This window comes from Halopseudomonas sp. MFKK-1 (assembly GCF_027474385.1).
Taxonomy (GTDB): domain Bacteria; phylum Pseudomonadota; class Gammaproteobacteria; order Pseudomonadales; family Pseudomonadaceae; genus Halopseudomonas; species Halopseudomonas aestusnigri.
In genome coordinates this window covers 2,493,342-2,513,300 of sequence record NZ_CP114836.1, presented here as the reverse complement: position 1 = coordinate 2,513,300, position 19,959 = coordinate 2,493,342, and the positions used below count along the sequence as shown (strand labels likewise).

Here is a 19,959-nt window from a genome sequence, read left to right as displayed (position 1 = left end):
CCAAGCCCGAGCCTATCGGAAAACCAGTTGCAGCAATACCTGTCCGCTGTCCTGGTCGGGCACTACGTCCTTGAATGCGCCTGCAACCACCAGGCTTGCAGACACCCGATCATGCCACCAGCGGCTGTTGATACCGGCGCCGCCGCTGATCAGGTCCACATCTTCATCGCCCAGCTCCATAGCCCTGCCGTAGTCCATGAATACAAAGGGCTGCCAGCGTTCGCTCAGATGCCAGTATCCTTCAACGCTGGCGTTAACTCCCCATGGGGCCGTAATGATGCCGGGTTCATAGCCGCGCTGGGCACTGATCCCGCCAAACTGTTTGTGCAGCGCCGAAGGCAACTCGTCCTGACGGGTTGCATATTGCCAGCCCGCTTTGCCCACCAGTTCGTACGCCTCACCCAACTGACGCGACGAGTACAGGTCGCCGGTCAGAATGGTAAAGTTGCCGCTCTCTCCGGTCAGGGCGTTATCCGGCGAGGCCTGACGCAGGCGCTGTTCGTAGCGGGTATACCAGGGTGCGGCACGGTACTCGAACTGGCCCTTGAGAAAGACCTCCTGAATGTCCACTTCACTGAGCGTCACACCCTCCAGCGTCGTTTCAGAGGTTTGAAAGGTGTAACCCACGCCGCCCAGCAGCAACCAGCGGTCAGACAGCCACCACGGCTGATCAAAGCCCAGGCCATAGTTGCTGGAGTCCCCTTCGATATTGAGATCAGCCAGCGGGCCTCGCTTGATCTCCATGCTGTTGGCCCCCGCTTCAACCCAGGCAAAGCCGTTGCTGCGGGTAACCGGACGGGTATAGCGCAGATTCAGATACTGGCTACCGCGGGTACCGACCAGCACTGCGCTGATGTTGTCCGCCACGCCGGTCGGCGAGAACCAGTTGAACGTGCCACCCAACTGCTCGTAGCCCGTTCCCTCACTTCCGTAGTTGTTGGCAAACAACGACCAGTCGAAGCGTTTCGGCTCGAAACGCTCCAGATCCACCCGCGTTGTGCCGAAGCGCTCGCCTGGAGCCAACCCTGCAGAAAGCTGCGGACCCTGGCTGGTCGCATTGAAACGGCGAATCGCCTCGATCAGCATCGGACTGTCCAGCGTCTCCCCTTCGGTCAGACCAATTCGGTCGCGATAAAAAGACTCATCAACCTGTTGCCGCTCGCCACTGAATACCACGCTGTCCAGCTTTGCCTCAACCAGCACAACACGCAGCTGACCGTCCTCCAGGGACTGCGGCGGGATAATCGCCCGAGCAGTCAGCTGACCACCGTCGGTATATAGCTGGTTGACCTGCCGAATCATGTCATTGAGGTCAGCAAAGGTAATCTCGCGTCCCACATACTGTCCGGCGATATCCTTCAATTGCGTCTGGGTGAGAAAGACCGACGGGTTGAAGCTGATGCCACTCAGTACAAAAGGCGGGCTGTCGCTCGGGAGTGCATCACCCTGCTCCGGCTGCGCGCCCTGCAAAGCCGGTATCTCGATTCGGCGCGCACGCTCTTCAATCTGCTGCTGACGCTGCTGGGCATCAATTTGCTCGCGTTGCAGACTAGGGTTGACCTGCCCGGCGCTCACGCCACCGGGCAATACTACCTGAGCGTGGGCAACGCAAGGCAGCAAGGCCATTGCCGCCAGCGTCCATACTCGCTTGGTGCTCCATGCATGCGCTGCCATCAGATTTTCCACCGCTGTTCATCATCCTCGTTGTTGGTTGCACCCTGTGGCCACTGCAAATTCAGCGGGCCCATCATTTCAGGGACCTGCACCTGCTCCTGTGGTACCTCTCCTAGACCCGCAGCGCGATTCATCAATTGGCCAAGGCGAAGGTGCATCATGTCCGGCGACAACATTGCCTGGGCATAACGCGCAGCGGTAATGCCCTGGTAGTCGACGCCACCGTCCTGATGCCCTTCGGCAAAGTTCGGCACTCGCACCAGATGAGTCGCATCGCGGTGCAGCACATAGGCGTTGGTATAGGTCGATACATCGCTTTGATACAACCAGAAAGCCTTATCAAGCTCATACAGCTGCACATTGGCGTCCGCGCGATATGCCGGCGACAGGTTATCCGCGATCAGCAGCGCCTGAGGCGTGCTCAACCGGAAGAAGTCGGCATTGCGAATATCGTCGAAGTCGGCGATGGCAGCAGTCGTTTCAAAGTCGGTGTAGACCATGTCCAGCAGCGAGGTTGTAACCGCACTGCCCTGCAGCCGCAGGACAAAACGATCACCGGCCGCGCCGTCGTTGTTCAGGCCGGTCACCAGCAACTGCAGTGCACCACTGCCGGTTTGCTGCGCACCCAGCTCAACGTCCTGCGCATGCAGATCGGCAGCGACACCCAGTTGCGCATCGGCAACCCGAATAGCCGAGCCAGCCCACAGACTCATGGTCGGTGTTACCACCTGCCGCAACTCGATAACCGCCGGCGTGGCAGTGCCATCGCGCCAACCCGCATTGGCGGTCAGGCCGCCTTCTGCCACGACCACGTCACCCGTAGTATCAAGCAAGCTATCAAGCAGCACCTGGCCACCGGCCAGCAGGCGCTGGAAGCTGATGTCTTCATCGGCGCTCCAGTCCTGGTCGCCGCCGCTGGTGCTCTCACCAACCGCTATCGCGCCCAGTGCCAGCAGGTTGATGTCCTGCTCGGCAATCAGGTTATCGAACGACAGGTGGTGACCGTCAGCGTCAATCTGCCCCAACGCTGTGCTCACCGTCCTGGCGCGGATGTCACCAGATGCGGTCAGGTGAATATTGCCGCTCAGCGACTCACCCTGGTAGGGCACGCCGGTAGAGATAATGTCGTTGCCGACGGTAATGTCGCCGTTTGCCGCATCCAGCAGAATATTGCCTCCGGCCACGACGCTGTCGTTAATGTTGATGTACTCGCCAGAGGTGATGCTCACATGCCGGCCGGCCGTCACATTGGCCAGATCAACAGAGCCGCCGACCACAAAGGTCAGATCACGGCCCGCTTCTGCCGACCCACCCAGACTCATATCCTGTCCGATACCGACAGTCAGGTCGCGGCCAGCCTTCAACGAGTAGGTGCCACCGTAGCGAACCGTCGGCATCAGCAGGTTGCCGTTGGCCAGGATGGCCACATCTCGGGCAGCCTCGACCATCAGGCCGGTGATGTTGCCGTCGCCCTGCCCCGCATCACCGGTTGCCTGCAGGAACACATCGGTGCCGAGACTCTGGGCTCGACCAAAGAACAGGTTGCGACCGATCATCCGGACTTCACCTTCGGCCTCGGCATTGCCGCCAAAAACGTCACCGTCGGTTTGTACCAGCAGGTCTGCTCCCGAGTAGAGATGGGCAGGAACCAGCACATCGAGGGCCTCGGCGTCGGCCAGTTCGCCGAAGCGGATGGTTCCGAGCGAGCCAGCTTCGGTAGTCAGCGTCAGGTTGCCACCACTGCGACCGGTCCCGATGGTCAGGTCGCCGAAGGTGTGCGCATCAAGCGTCGAATAGGCCTCAACATCCCCCAGCAGAGCGGAACCGGCCTGCAGGTCAACCCATTGCGTCCGGCTTGTCAGCTGCTCGGCGGCAAACAGCGCGCTGGCTGCCAGCGACAGGGTGCCGGTAATGCTGTCGACACTGCCCAGATCGGCGCTGCCAACGTCGAACACCACGTTGTTCTCAACGATGGCCTCGGTGCCTTGCCAGTCACCAGCGCCGTTCACAGTCAGATCGCCGCCGATAATCAGGCTGCCATACTGCAGCGCAGTACCGGCAGCACCACGATGCTGCAGCAGTGCGTTGCCATCGACCTCGGCGCGGGTCAGACCCAGTTCACCATCAACCAGCAATTCGAGGTTACCCGCCGTATACAGCGAGCCGATGTCCACAGCACCGCTGGCATCAACGACCATGTCGTCGTTACGCGCCCAGATTTCGGTCGCAGTCAGACTGCCACCGGTGAAGTCGAATGACTGATAGGCATCCAGCGTACCGGCCGACAGCAGCCCGCCATTGTTGCCCAGCACCACGTGACCGTCCTGCGCCAGCAGGCTGCCGATCGACAGGTCGTTACGGTGTTGCAGATAGATATCGCCACTCAACGCCTCTACCGACGTCAGCTGCGGCAAGTCGACCAGCAAGGCAGTGGTCTCGCTACCGATGCCAAGCCCCGCCTCGATCTCGGCGATGCCTGCGTGCGAACCAGTGAGGTTGACCTGGCCGTCGCCGTTGCCGCGTACGAAGCCACCAGCCTTGAGCAGGAACTGGGTGGCGGCGGTACCGGTATTTTCCAGCAGCCCCAGATGCATGTCGCCGACAGTGGTCAGCGCCAGCGTGCCGCCGGCACTGAAACGGCTGTCGTCAGCCATGTCCAGGCTGCTCGCCAGCAGGGTCAGATTGCCATCTGCCTGCGCACTGCCGGTCAGGATCGCATCAGACAGCGTATTGATCAGCAGATTGCCGCCCGCCTGGGCCTGCGCGACGGTGATGTCACCCTGGGCATCAAGCTGCATGTTGGCACCTGACTGCACATCACGCACCTGCAGATCAACAGCGCTGCTCAGGCTCAGATCACCCTCGGCAGCCAGCTCGCCAACCGACAGGGCTTTGCCGCTGCTCAGGTCAGCATCGCCGCCGGCATAGCCAGACAGCTCACCCGCACTGGCAGACTGCAACTCGATCTGCAGCGCGCCGTCGACGCCCCGAATGTCGTCCCTGGCAACCAGGTGGATGTTGCGGCCACTGACGCTCACCTGATCGAGCACACCGATCAGACTGCCGTCGATGGCGTCCAGATGAATGTCGCCTACAGCAAACACCTGGCCAATCTCGAAGTCGCCATTGGCCCAGCGCAGCGCCACATCCTGACCTGAGGATGCCGCAAGCAGGCGCCCGCCGACATTCAGGGTCAGCATGGTGTCTACACTCTCGCCTGTGCCCAGACTGCCGGTGCCCGCTTGCAGGGTCAGATCCTGACCAACCTGGAACTGGCCAAAGCCACTGCCCTCTGCGGCCAGAATGCTGCCGGCTGCGGCCAGCCGCGCATTCTCTCCGGCACTGACCGAGCCAATCTTCAGGTCACCCGCCGACTGCAGATACAGCGATCCGGTCACGTCGGCATCAAAACGCTCGGATGCCTCTACATAGAAAGGTGCAGTTCGGCTAACCGACAGACTGACCACTTCACCGGCATCATTGCGGTTGAACACCACATCACCCGGTGCATTGGCCAGCGCCAGCGCGGCAGCCTGCTCGGCACTGAGTGCACCGGACTTGAGGTCTGCCAGATCAATCAGCAACGCATCAGCCAGCTGACCAACATCACCGGCAACCTGCACAGTGACATGACGCCCGGTCAGGTTAGGCTCGGCAGAACCCACAGAGGTGCCCGAAGACGGACGCAGCGCCGCCAGCTCGATCGCGTACAGCAGTTCATTCTCGGTCCAGATCGCGTCACTGGTAAGCGACTCGATCTGCGCTGCCGATGCCGTGTAGGCAAACAGCGCGTCATAACTCTGGAATGCGCTCTGCGACCGCCAGTCGCCCGCAACATTATTGCTGAAGAAGGATTCCAGCTCGGCAAAGCGTTCGCTGGCAAACTGTTGCACCTGCGCATCAGTCAACCCGGAGACACCCAGCTTCAACTCAGCCAATGGCCGCATGAACGCCAGATTGCCGGCATCAAGCACAAACTCCGAGCCGCTGACGCTGCCCAGCGCCTTTAGCTGCCAATATTCACGGTAGCTTGCATCCACCAGATCCTGGAACGGCTTGACCGAGGTGGCGTAAATATTATCTTCGGCGCCATAGGCTTCGGTCAGTCGCAGTTTCTCCCAAACCGCCTTGCGCTGGGTTTCATCCAGCGTGTCGGAGGCGAGGCGACGACCTGCATCGTACAGAGAGCCCTGCTCAACCCGCAGCCAGACGTCGCCGGTTTCCGAGCGGATACTGCCGACCCAGCTGTCGCCTTCGGTTTCGTGCAGGTAGATACCGCGATTGGCAGTAGCGTTAAGTACCCCGTGCTCAACACCGCCATTGAGGGTTGAAACCTCTTTGGCATGAACACGCAGAGCCTTGCCGCTCTCGCCAATGCCGCCCGACAGGCTGGTCAGTGTAATGTTGCGGCCGCGAACGTGCGGGGTAGCAGCAGCGGTTTGCTGGCTGCCAAGCAGGTCACCGGAAGCCGAAATAACCACATCGCCACTGCCGTTACCGGCATCAACACGCTTGATAATGGCATCAGAACCCAAGTTCAGGTTCACACCAGCCGAGCCGGCCTGAACGGTCAGGGTACCGCCCGGCGCCAAACTCGCGGAGAAGCGATTGCCCGCGTTACCGATCTCGCCACCGGCGTTAAGGGTCAGATGCCCGGTATAGACGCTGCCGTCAGGCATATCGATGATATCGCCACCAGCCGTCAGCGTAGTCGAGCCGCCCGGGTTATTCAGACGACCGCCCACATACAGGTCGTTGAGTGTGGTCGCTTCAATCAGCCCTGTCGCGTTTCCGATAAAAGCAATCTGGAACGGATTATCGGCCTTGACCGAATGGCGAATAGTGATCGATGCGTCGAGCGGGAAACGATAGTTCCACTGCGAGTAGTACTCACCGGCGCGATCGCCGCTGGTGTACTGGCCACTGGCCTTGAAGCCCCAGTTACAACCGGATCCCAGGCTTTCACCGCAACCGTGGTAGTTGACGTTGAAACCTTTGAAGTTGCTCAGCGAACCACTGATATTCTGCTCATACACGCCTTGCGAAGCGTTCCCGTAAACCACGTTTCCGGTGCTGACATTCCAGGGATCATTCGGCTGCCCTGACGGGTAGACCCACGCCCAGTCGCTGACATAGTAACTGTCGCCGTCGTAGCTGTATGTGCGATGGAGTGATGCCTGCTGACTCCACTCATAGCGCAGATTCGTACTCGGTGAATACGTTGCACTGCTGGCCGAGGAGCTGCTTACCAGGTAGGCGTTGGAGATAGAGGTGCCGCCATTGCGGTTATCGAAAACCGACAGACCGCTGCCCTGGGTATGCACATACCAGGACGTGGCGTGCTGGCCGGCGACTGGGGCCTTGAGCGTATCGACGATCTGTACGATACCCACCGATCCCGCGCCGGTATCAATGGCACCCAGCTGCAGTTGAGCCTGCGACAGGTTGTCGATACTGACCTGACCGTAGCCGTTGTTGACCTCAATCCGCCCCAATGGATTGGTACTGATGATTCCGCCCTTGAGGTAGACGTAACCGCCACCCGAGGCGTTGACGTCATCGACCAGAATGCGTTGATTGACAAAGTCGTACTTGGCACGAATCAACGAGCTGCCACCGGTCGCGGACAGGTATTCCAGCGGGATGTCGACCGCAGAAACACAGGTATTGCTGGCGCAGTAATGGCTGGCAAGCCAGTTGTCGAGGCTGGCACTGACGGTCAGGGTGCGGCTGGTTGCCTGACCACTGGAAATGGTGCCGTTGATGTCGATATAGCGGGCCTGAATACCAACCTGACCGCCGACTATTCGTTTGCTGGCAGCGCTGCCGCTCAGATCAGCCGACGCATAGCTGGCGGTGCTGCTGTGAAGATTGCGCTGGCGCAGAATCGGCATCCAGGACGCAGCGTTATCGATGCCACGGAACTGCCACGCCAGCCCGGTGTAGGACTTCCCGGTGCTCTCCGAGCAGTTACTGCCGCTGCTTACCGACGCAGGCAGACACCCTCCAAACAGAACATCACTGCGACCGGACTGTCCACTGCTGGGCGCTCCCTGCAGGAGCAGCCCCGCATTGTTGTTCGACAGTCCACTGCTGCCGTAAACATAGTTGGCAATCAGTTCGATGGCGACAGTGGTGGAACCGGTCACGCCGGCGAAGCTCTTCCACTCCGAAAGCGGGTTTGAGCCGACAGACCAGTAGCCGTTCGGCTGGAAGACCGACATCGAGCCTTCCGGTACCTCAACCAGCACCTGCTGGCCGAAGGTAGCGCCGAACTGTCCGAGCGAGCCCTTGGCATTGGAGATATGAACCAAACCACCCAGGTTGTAGATATCGCCGGTCAGGAAAATGGCCGGGCCATAGCTGACGTTGCCCGAGTAACCGCTGTAACTGTTGTCAATGCGCACCTGGGCTCGCCGATCAGCGTTGACCTCATTGATGGTGCCACTGGTGAAGCGCGAGCGATCGGCTCCCCCGGTGAACAGCACATGGCCGCCCGGCTCATCCGGAATCAGCACGTCACCTACCAGCAGATACTTGCTGCTGCGGTTGGTCACCTGGATCTTGGGACCGCCGTTGGCCGTCAGGGTACCGGCGCCCGATAGCCGGTCGGCATTGACGGTGATATTACCGCCTGCCGCCAGCATGGAACCCAGCTCCACCGAACCGGTGGCCGAACTGGAAATGGTACTGCGCAGGATCTGCTTGGTAACCGGGTCAATACCCGAGTAACTGTCAAGGAAATCAGTCGGAACAAAGCTGCTGGTGCTGAGAACCAGAACCGGCAAACCGGCACTCTGGGTCACATTACCGTTGGGCGCGATATCGATGATCAGCTCGTTATAACGGCCGGCCAGGAAGTTACCATCAAGATGGGCGAAGCTGTCGCGCACGACATTGGTTCTGCTGTCACGGTTGGTAACCGGGATAAAACCGAGCTGATAACCTCGCGCCTCGCCATCGGCGAGCGCGGCGTTAAGCCCGTTGTAACCGCCTGCGGTGATGTTGCGCGCGGCAAGAACCGAAGCACCCTGCTCAACGGAAACGCCGGCAACGTTAGTGATCAGACTCTCGGCGCGCGCATCAGGCACCGCAATAATACCGCGCACGACACTGTGCGCTACGGTATCGGCATTGATGCGTGTCTGCCACAGCCCCTCGGGATCACGGCCTGCCGACAGATCGATATTGCCCAGCGCAGACAGCGTCGCGCCCTCGCCTACGGACACGGATTGCTGGCTGGCAATATCGGCCTTGGCATTCGCGACACCGACACCTGCTGCTCCCCAGGTGCTGACCAGGGATTCGATAGCTGACGACGATAGGGTGTAGGTACCCAGACCGATCTGACCATAGGCCGTGAGGGTTGCCCCATCACCCACGTTGACCGCATTGGTAAAGCTGGCATCGTGAACGTTGTCCGCACCGCCGCCGGCAATCGCACCACCGGTGCTGAGCGTGACACTTTCGTTTACCTCATGGCGAGTAAAGGCACGGGCAATCAGCTTGCCGTCATAATCGCCACCGGCCAGTCCGGCAACCAGAATTACCCGTTCGCCGATATCCACCAGCGAATCAGCCGTCACATCAGACCGATTGGTGACCGCCTGGCCGCTGATCACGCCGCCACCGGCACCGCTGGCAGCAGAACCAAGATGACGCGTGTAGATGTTGGAGTTGGCGCTGAGCAATGCGTCCTGCCCAAGGTACAGTGCGGCATCATTACCGATCCTGGCTCGGGTAGTGACTGTCACCTCATTATCGGAGCTGGCACCACTGCCGCCGACTACCGCGGCGTTGACCGAGTTGGCATGGGTCCCGTAAAGGGCATTGAACTTGGCGGTAAGCGCCAGGCTATCGGCAGCAATGTCAACGGCTTTGCCGATCTCGGCATACACGTTCCCGGTAGTGCGGGTCCGGGCGATGGTGGCATTGCCCGCGACGAGACCGCCGCTACCCGCGATGCTCTTGGCCTGATTGATGTCCTCGCCGTCGGCAGAGACGACCAGATCAGTCAGCAGCGACGCGCCCTGACGATCATTGGCGCGATCACCCAGCTTCGCCTCGGTGGTGGTTGTCGAGCGCGCCTCGGCAACAGATGCCCCAACCGCCAACCCACCGACCGCAATCCCGGTGGCTTCGGCGTACTGTTGGGTTTCGCTACGGGCATCGATTTCAACCCGACCGGAGGGCAGTTTGAGGTCAGTTCCTGTGGTAGCGCTGACGGTAGAGCTGTTAACCGCCTCGGCAACCGAACCATTGGCAGAGAAATACAGGCCGCCACTGCCGGCAACCGAACGCGCCCGGACCGCTGCCTCGTCGGGATCAACCTCGTTACCGCTGCGCTGGTTATCCAGTTTGGCAGCGACCTTGAGACCGCCGGTGCCCTTGATATCAACTGCATTACCCAGCTTGGCCGTGACCCGAGTGCTGCCTTGCGCCCGGGCGTAGGAGGCACCCACGCCGGCACCTGCAGACACACTTGCGCCGATGGCACTGACATCAATCTGCGGCGCTGCGGATGCCTGCACCGTCACGCCGCCGGCCTTGCCGTCCAGCATGGCACCATCACCCACTTCGGTGGCAACCCGGGTACTGTCGATACCCAGCGCCGCGACGGCGGTACCTGCGGCAAACAGACCACCCGCCGCACCAACCGTATCTACGCTGAGCAAACCGGCACCATTGGCCGACAGACTGATGCCGTTGGCCGTCAGACTGCTGCCTGCCGCCACGTTGACACCCACAGTGCTGTCGCGCAGACCGGTACCGATAACCAGACCAGCTGCCACGGCGCCCAGAGCGGCACCATCGGCCTTCACCGAGAGTCCCAGGGTATCTTCTGCAGTCGCGCTGAGAGCATTGCCGTATTGCTGGTCACCACCCAGATTGACGCCGATGGTGTTGTTCATATCGGCAACCGATACAGCCGCACCAATACCGGCAGCAAATCCCGCAGCGCCGGTGTAACTCTCGACCTTCACCGCCGGTTCGCCGTTAAGGGCCTTGCTCTTGGCCGTGGCCGACAGCGAAGCGGCACGTACGGTCGCATCGACCTCGGTACTCACCCGGGCATTGGACAGGGTATAGGCCACCGCAGCGCCCACTGCCGCGCTGCCTGACAGCTGAGCGGAGCCGGTGAGATTGCGCGTTGCAATCGAGTCGAGCGCGCTAACCGTGACGGCTCCCTGACTGTCAACACGCCCGCCCTTGATGCGGGCCAGCGTCTCGTGGGAGTAGGTGGTGCCTGCCTTGAGGCGATCCGCACTTGAGCCAATCCGCCCGCTTTGATTGAGCAGATTGGTCTCGTCTGTGTTACTGCGACGCTCGATGACGTACTCACCGGTTGCGCTGTCATACACCACGGTGTCATAGCCGGTCTCGGCGGTTTCCCGACTGGTGAAACCGTCAACCATGGACAGCGTACCGTTACCGCCACTGTCCAGTTCATCCAGCGGATCAGTGCCCTCGACCGAGGTCGCGCCAGACCCCAGCATCAGCAGACCGACACTGCCACCCAGCGCAGCACTCCCACCCACGCCGCCCGTGACGGTGTAAAGCTGCACATCCACATCGCGCGCAGCGGCCACTTTCACCGCTCCGGTGGTATACACCTGCGAGTCGAGCAGCATCGCGCGGGTTGCATTGTTGGCTACCAGCACGTTGGCACTGGCGCCGAGCGACACACCACCGATAGCGGCAGAGCCGGCGTTGCTCAGAGCAATCAGCTTGTCGTATGCGTCTACCGTCAGACTGCCGGCCCGACTTGCCGAGGTTCCCAGATCCAGCTTGCCGGCTCCGGCTTCGGTGACGTTCTCAACGATAAATACGTTCACCGAGCCCGCCATGGCGGCACCGCCACCGCTGACGCTGACACTGTTGCCGAGCAACCGGGTCACGCTATCGGCCTCGACACTGATCGCGCCGGGGCTGGTGATTCTGGTGCGCGCCTCGGTGCTACCCTGCTGAGCACCCAACCAGGCACGCACGGTGCTGCGGTTGTAGCCCACCGCCACGCCGGCACCGGCGCCAACCGCGCCGCCACTGGCGGTATCTGCGCTTGGCGCCAGACTGTTGATCGCATCCGCACTCACCTTGAGGCTGCCCACGGTCAGGTCGCTGCCGCCGTCGACCAAAGCCTCGGTATTACCCTCAAGCACCAGCACTGCGGCGCTGCCGGCTACACCGACAATCGCACCGGATGCACTGACAACAATATTGCTGGCGGAGTTGGTGGCGCTGGCATCGACATCCATCGCGCCGCGACTGGTGACCTTGGCGCCACGCACCCGGGCAGTAACATCGCGACTGATAACACCGGTATCTGCGGTCACAGCGACCGCTGCAGCGCCAAGCGAAAGCGCCGCGTTGAGCACACCGCCAAAGCTATAGCTATGGCTGGCGGCGCCAACGCTGACCTGCTGACCAGACGCAGCACCGGTGTTGCTCTGGTTGATCTGCGCATCATCAATCGCCGCCAGTGTGGAGCCACCCAGTACCTGGGTATTGCTCACACCACCAACCGAGGCGCTGGCCAACGGGACCAGAGATACGGCAGCACTGACGCTGGTCTGACCGGTCTGCTGCAGCGATGTGGCTCTTACCGCCACCCCTTTGACCAGCTCGGAGCCAGTCTGCAGATTGAGCACAGGATTGAACTGTTCGGCATCAGCCCAGGCATCGGTATCCGGCGCATTGGCTACTTCGCCGTTATCAACCGACACGCCGGCACCCAGTGCCAGCGCGGTTACCTCGGTTGTCGCACCGCGAATCGCTGCTTCGGTTTCGCTCTGCAGCACATTCACTGTTACCAGACCGGAGACAGCCGCGTTGCCGCTGCCGGCGACAACACCGGCATAGGAATTGACGGTGTCATTGTTGAACGCCGTCACTGCGACGTTGTTGCGGGCCAGAATTGCCGCACCACCATCGATGAGCGCGCGCGCGCGGGTATCCAGAATGCTGGTTGAGATACCACCATTTACCGCAGCGGTACCGGAGAAGCCGCCGGAGACCGAGATGGTATTGATCTCGGCATCCGACTCAGCCTGCACCGCCAGGTCATTCAGCGTGAATCCGCCGTCCGCATGGCGGCCGGAGACACGGGCTTCGATATCGTTGTTGATGCGGTTCACCGCCGTCGCGACGCCGACGGCGACACTGCCGGCGGCTGCAATGCCACCCGACAGCGAATTGATGCTGGAGGCATCACGCGCTCTGACCAGCATCCGGTCCGCGTCACCGTCACTGTTGAGCACCCGCGCATAGGTACGCGCATCGATATTGTTGCTGGTATTGGAGAAAACGGCAGCGGCAGTGCCCGCACCGGCACCGCTGAGCGCCAGGGTATCGATGTTGGCTCGGGTGAGCGCCTCGACACGGGCATCGGCGCCGCTCGCCAGATCCACAGAGCTGTCGCTGATCCAGGCCTGACGCATCTGAGTAACTGTGCTGACTGCGACCGCTCCGGCACCGGCACCGCTGCCGGCGCCCTGCACGTTACCGGCGAGGGTTTTGATATCGACCTCGCCGCGAGTTACCTCGACCGTCAGTTCACTGGCACCGTCGATATCGCTGTTTTCAATGCTGGCAGACTCTTCGCCAGCCACCACGTTGACCGCGATGGAGGCGCCGACTGCGGCAGTGCCGGCACCGCCGCCACCCAACGCGGCGGAGCGTATCAGCGCATCACCGCCACTGCTCAGATTCAGGGTTCCGGTCAGTGCGATGGCCGACTCGTCAATCTTCGCCACTCGTTTGGCAAGGATGATGTTATTGACGTTCGCGGCCCCGACCGCAGCGGTGCCGGCGCCATTGACAACAGCACCAAGGCCCCAGATGGTGCGGTCCCCTTCCGCGGCAGACAGCGACAGGTTACCCACGTTGTCGAGCTGGCTATCGAGAATCTCTGCCCGCTCCTCGCCATCCAGAATATTGGTAGTGGTCGCGCCGTTAACGGCTACCGTACCGGCACCGCCACCGGCAACAGCGATCGAATAGATCGCCTGCTGCACACCGCTCTTGAGGCTGACATCGGCAAAGCCATCAATCAGGCTGCCGCCTCCGATCACTGCGCGGCGATCAGCGGCAATGCGGTTGACCGACGCAGCAAGACCCACCGCAGCGGTACCGCCGCCGGTAATCGAGCCGGCCAGCGAAGCGATGGTCAAGCCCTGACCTGCGCTGGCATCCAGTGACAATGTCTGGTTGCTGCCGGCAGCGTTAACGGTGCTGCCGAAAATGCTGACTTCGTCCCTGCCGTTAATGTTGTTGGCCGCGAAGGAGCCACCCACGCCCGCGGTCCCACCACCGGCGGCATCGATACCGATGCTCCAGATTTCGCCATCCAGGGCCGATGTCATAGCAGCATTGCCGCTGAGATTGACAGTGCTGTTGCTCAGTTTTGCTTCGCGTTCGGCGTCAATCAGGTTGACCGCCACACCGGCGCCAACGCCGGCAGATCCCCCGCCGGCAGCCAGGTTGAACGCCAGCGACCAGATGCTGGCACCGAGATTCGGCTGACTGGCGGAAATGGTCAGATTTCGTGCGTTCAGCAGCGCCGAACTGAGCTCTGCGGTGGTCGTGTCGGCAATGCGGTTGTAGGTCATGGCGGCACCGACTCCGGAGCCGCTGGCGGAGACCGAACCGGACAGCGCAGCGGTAATGATTCGGCTCTGCTGCGCAGCACTGAGTGTGGCGTCACCGGTCAATTCATAGGTGCCACCGACGATATTCGCTTTCGCGCTTTGCTGCATGTCGTTGATGCTGAATGCCGCACCAACGGCAGCCGTGTTACTGCTGCCGGCAATACTGCCGGCCAGCGAGTAGAAGCCGCCGGTTTTCAGCGCCTGAACCGTCAGATCGTCGGCGTTCAGGGTGCGACCGGTCATATCCAGCTCGGCGGATACGGAGCCGCGGCCGATCAAGGCCGTAGCAGAGCCGGCAACAGCAATATCTGTGGCCCCCGCGGCGCCAATGGTGCCGGCGAGAACATCGGTTTCATTGCGTGCGACAACCGCCAGATCGCCGGTCAGGTCAATATCGGTGTTGGCGACATTGGCACTGTAGTCACTGCCGTTGTACACCACGCCAATGGCGCCACCCACAGCGGCCTTGCCACCGGTGCCGGCAACGCTGCCGGCAATCGCCAGTACCGCCTCACCCGCGATATCACCGCTGTCGAACAGGTTGCGGGTAGTGGTATCGGCAGTGCTTGATGTCTCGTCGGTATTGGTATCGATACCGTCTTCGCTGAACAGCTCATCGTTGGTTTCAGCTTCCACCTCAATCTGTGAGGTGGCGCTGCTGCCGGTCATATCGAGACCGGTTTCACTGAGCGTGGTGTCGGCGCTGGCGTCGTAGTTGAAGATATCGTTCAACGCGTCGCCACCCGGCACACTGGCTGCAGCAACTGTCACGTTTGCGCCAGTCAGCGAGGAGTCATTGCTGCCTGTCTTGTCGACGTTCGCCTTGACCTTGTTGTTCATCACCACAACGAACAGCGAGCCGGCACCGGAGCCACTCTGTTGTCCGGTACTGGCAGCAACAGCCAGCGCACCGGCCAGCACGCGAGAGGCACTGTTGGCCTTGACTTCCAGGCTGTCAAAATCGGTTGCGGAGCTGCCCAGCCACTCGGCTTCCAGCTCGTTACCCATAATGGCCAGCACCATGGAGCCACCGCCACTGCCGCCCTTGTCCTTGCTGACAGCAAAGGCACCACCGCCCAGCAGCGAGCGGGAACGATCGTAAGCGTTGACCCCAATGACGCCTGGCGCTGCAGCGCGCTGCTCGATCTGGCTATCGATTACCGCGGCACGGGTCTTGTTATTGAACACCCCGGCCGAGCCGGAGAGCGCGACCGCGACATTAGTCTCGCCACCGGCCGCGACTGACAACCCAAGCCCCATGGCGATCTGATCGCCACCACTGGCAGCCTGCACCTTGAGCAGATCGTTGCTGCGCAGAACGGTGTCCTGCATCAGCGCTTCGGTGACGTTTTTGAGCTGATTGAACGCAACCGCACCGGACAGCGCCGCGCTGTGCTGGCTCTTGTCGCCGCCCGACAGGGTCAGGGCACCGGCGCCGGAGCCACTGAACTGGTGGGTCTGGTTCAGCGACAGCACATTGACCTTGCTGCCGGCGGCATCGCGCGGATCCAGCACGATGTTGCCCAGGTGAGCGCGGTTCTTCTGTCCCGATACGTTGACGCTGGCAGAGGCGGCAGCCGCGAGGCTCAGGCCTTCCTTGGTAGTACCGTCACTGCCGTCGCTGCTGCTGTCACCATTGAATGCGGTCTGCAGCTTTTCCCAGTATTCGCCGATCTTGTCCATTGCCGCTTCCCCGGAGGAAACGGCCTTGTCCTTGGCGTTCTGCACTTCGCCGGTAATCAGCGCCAAACCATTGGTGAGCGAGGTCTTGATCGCCTCGCCGAGGCTACCGGCCTTCTCCTGCGAGCCGGCATCGGCACCGCCACTCTCGCTGGCGACCTCGTCCTGCTGGGCCTGTTCCTGCTCGGAGCGCGCCAATGCACCGGCAATCGAGAAGGCACCGCTCTGGCCAGAGCTCTGCGCACTGAGCGTCAGATCGTTAACCAGCCATGTACCCTTGCTGCTGTCGTTCAGGCCGTCAGACAGATAATCCGGACGCCAGCCCTTATTGTCGCCCACCAGGGCATAGACGTCGGTATTGACGACGTTGACTGCAACACCCGCACCAACACCGACGTTTTCGGAGGCAGCGATGGCGCCGGCGGCGCTCCAGAGACCCAGTTGATGCTCTGCATCGATATTTACGGTATCGGCAGTCACATCGGTGCTGCTGTGGATCGAGCCATGCACGGTGCTGTCCACAACGCTGACGACGATCGAGCCGTTACCGGCAACACTGGCCCCCTTACCCGCAGAAGGGCTGACCGCGATGATCAGTTCGTTCTGCAGCGCCTCCACATTGATGGCTTCGGCAGTCAGGCTGCCGTTGGCGCCAATGCCTGCGACTGCCTGATTACCGGTAATCTGGATATTGATGCCGGCGCCCACCGCGCCACCATCCTCACTCGTGGTGCCGAACAGCGCATCGAAGTTCCCCGAGATGGCCAACTGCTCAAGCTGATTGTCGGCGGTCACCTGCAGCGGAGCAGACCACTCCCACCCGAGAGTGCGCAGTGCCTCCCGACGCGCTTCCAGCGCTGTCGTACTGTCCAGTTCGGGCAGCACTGCGGCCAGCAGGCTCGCCCAGGGGGCATCGTCGGTGGAGGTAGCAGTCAGATTGACGTTGTCTCCGGCCCAGGCCAGGGTATCGATGCGGTTCTGCAATATAGACAACGAGCCGGCCATGCCGAGCTTGTCAGCCTCGCCAGTCGAATTGGCATACTGGGTCGCAATCTTGCCGATAACGGCCTGCCCACCCTCAGCAAGCAGTTTCAGGTTGGCATAGACCTGCTTGAGCGAACTCCAGCGGTCCAGCCCCAGCAGCCCGACGGGCTGATCAAAACGCGCACCCACGCCGATTCGGCCGGCGGTTACCTCGGTTCCGTCACCAATGATTGCGTGGGTTTGCTGATCGAGTTCGGTATAGACGGCAGCGACGCTCAACGACACCGCGGCGCCATCGGTGCTGCCATCATCGCGTTTGGCGGAGGCATTGACCGTACTTTCGGCGGCGTTGTGCAGATTTTTCTGCTGTTGCCAGGCCTGGACGGCCAAGTCGCCACTGATGTCGATAACCGGTGCACTGCTACCACCGCCCAATACCGACTTGACGCTGTGGTCGGACAGGGTTACGTCAATTGCCGAGGCCAGACGGAACTTGCTGTCGGTTGTCGGCTTGGCGCCGCCCTCTTCCTTGGACTCGGGCTTGATGCCAAAAAAGTCCTTGAGGCTATCACCGAGGTAGTCGGTAACCGGCTTGGCTACCTGCTCGTTGGCTTTTTCCTTGAGTTTGTCCAGATAACCCGGCTCGGAGGCGCCGGCAGAGACGGTAACCGACGTAATCTGTTTGTAGACCACATTGGCTGCATTGACATTCAGGTTACGCGCACCGTCGAGGTCGGCACTGAACTCGGCGTAGGTATCGCTATTGAAGAGCGATACACCAACTGCGGGGCCGCCGGTTGCACCCTCACCACTGGCCTTGAAGCTGACACTGGTCTCCAGCTCCTGCTCGGTCAGCGCGAGTACGTTGACATCCCGGTCCACCGTCAGGTTGGCGCCATCGGCGACCACCGCGCGGGTGTTGATATTGCTCATCGCCATGCCGAACCCAAGACCCATGGTCTTGAGTGCACTGCCTTCGCCATCAACGCTGTTTTCTGCAGCAGCGGTGACCGACAGGCTGTTGTCACTGTGCGCGACTACCGACAAGTCCCGCCCAACATCGAGCGTAGCGCCCGAGTTCACCACGACCTCGGTCAGGCCGGAAATCTGGCCGTAGGCAGCATCGAAGCCGAAGGGAATTTTCTTGCCGAGTACCGGAATGCTCCAGGTGGAGCTGTCTACCGCGCGCTGGGTGGTTGCCCAGGCGGTCAGATCGTTACTGGCGTTGATATTGGCTGTGGCGCCAATATCAACGACAGCGTCGGCCTTGGCGATGTAGGCCGACAGGTTCGGCACCAGCAGGGTCAGTTCGGAAAAGTTGGTCGGTGTTTCCAGAAAGGCGTTGGTGTCTGCCGTTCCGGCGTAGGCCTTGATAGGATCGGCCAGAGTATCGAGCACATTGGCCCAGGTTTCTGCCTCGCTCCAGCCATTGTCGGAAGCCAGCTGGGCGATGTCGTCCTTGAGGTCGTACTTGCTGAGCAGCATGCCGAGAATGTCGCGAGAAACCTCGGCCCGCGCGTCAGCGGTGATGGTGACATTACGTCCGGTGATAGTGCCGTCAACATCAATCCGCGCACCGGCTTCGGCGTACCCGGCCATTTGCCTGTTCAGCCCGTAGGCATCCAGGGTAACGTCGCCGGCGTTGTCACCGGTAGCGTGTCCGGCGTCCAGCACAGCGTTCTCACCGACGATGATTTCGGCTTTGCCCAGATTGGCGGATAACCAGGGATTGGCCTGATACTGAATGCCGGTTTTCAGGTCATCAAGGGTCTGAGCTTCGGCGTCTTCGTCACAGAAGGTACAGCTGATATCACTGAGCGCGTTGAGCGCAATATCGCCCGAGCGACCCGCACCGGTGGCGCGGGTAACCACCTGAGCATTGGCGGCGAGCGTAATTGACGGCGCCTCCAGGGTGACATTACCGCTGTCCTGCCCATTCTCGCCTCGCGTACTGATCAACGCATCGCCATTCAGTTCCAGCGACTTCCGAGCTGCGATCTGAACCTGCGCCCCCGAGTCATCGGCCATCAGCGCAGCCAGCTCGCCGGAGATTTCGACATTGTCAGTCGCGGTGATAACGATTCCGCCATCAGCACGGGCAACCGCGTCGCCAATCGCCAGGCCCTCGGTATTTACCGTGCTGTTGAACACAGTCCGGGCAACGTCGGTGCCGGCCTGCAGGTTGGCAGTGGCCTCAACCAGTACCGAAGCACCGTGGAGGTTGATCGAACCGTTGGTATTGACCATGCCGCGAATGACAATCGCATTACTGCCATCACTGGCCAGCTCGGCGCTGGGCAGCTCGCCGGCAGCCAACCTGGCGACGTAGTCATCGGCCTGACTGTCGGTCACAGCACCATCAACTGCCGCAATCCGGTGCAGCTCGTCCATGGTCGCGGTATTGGGCGTGGTGACGGTCAGGCTGCCGACGTTGACCACACCGGAGGCGCCAACAACAAAGCCGTGCGGGTCGGCAAAGATGATATTGCCGCCAACCTTGCCACCCTTGAGGCCGTTCAGGGTACCGTTGATGACCGCGCGCGAGTCGTGGACGAGGTTGACGAGATTGCTCGCGCCACCGGGCACGTGCAGATTGACCGTATTGCCGGCGTCGACAGTGAAGTTACCGAAGGAGTTGAAGCCGGTTTGACCACGCACCGTTGCGGTGGTGATGTCGGTATTGGCGCCGTTGACCGCAATCGTGGTGGCGGTCTGCCCTCCACTACCGGTGTGCAGCGTGATGTCGTTGGCCAGACTCCAGCCGGGCATCATGCCCGAAGCCAACATCAAAACTGTTAACGGATGACGGTTGAATACAGAAACCTGAGTCGAACGCCCACCCGATTTCTTCGCTTTCCCTGCGCTGGCCATGCCAACCTCACTGTCGACAATAAATTTTTGACAGCGCACTGTAGCAAAACGCTAAGCAATCAACAACGGTGCAAAGGGCGAACCGATGACGCCGAAACCCGGA

At 61.2% G+C, this 19,959-nt stretch carries 2 protein-coding genes; both read right to left on the bottom strand.

Features of this window, described 5'->3' with window-relative positions; genetic code table 11:
• Positions 1 to 12: 12 nt before the first annotated feature.
• Positions 13 to 1,674 (bottom strand): ShlB/FhaC/HecB family hemolysin secretion/activation protein, encoded by a 1,662-nt coding sequence (locus O5O48_RS11685; protein ID WP_269687082.1) that lies wholly within the window; start codon positions 1,672 to 1,674, stop codon positions 13 to 15.
• Complete coding sequence (locus O5O48_RS11680; protein ID WP_269687081.1) at positions 1,674 to 19,757, bottom strand: leukotoxin LktA family filamentous adhesin; 18,084 nt, start codon at positions 19,755 to 19,757, stop codon at positions 1,674 to 1,676. Before O5O48_RS11680 ends, O5O48_RS11685 begins: the two co-directional genes overlap by 1 nt.
• Positions 19,758 to 19,959 lie beyond the last annotated feature (202 nt).

Bases quoted from the DNA above. Each gene is read 5' to 3' on its own strand.
- O5O48_RS11685 (WP_269687082.1), bottom strand. From the start codon at position 1,674: ATGGCAGCGCATGCATGGAGCACCAAGCGAGTATGGACGCTGGCGGCA.
- O5O48_RS11680 (WP_269687081.1), bottom strand. From the start codon at position 19,757: ATGATGCCCGGCTGGAGTCTGGCCAACGACATCACGCTGCACACCGGT.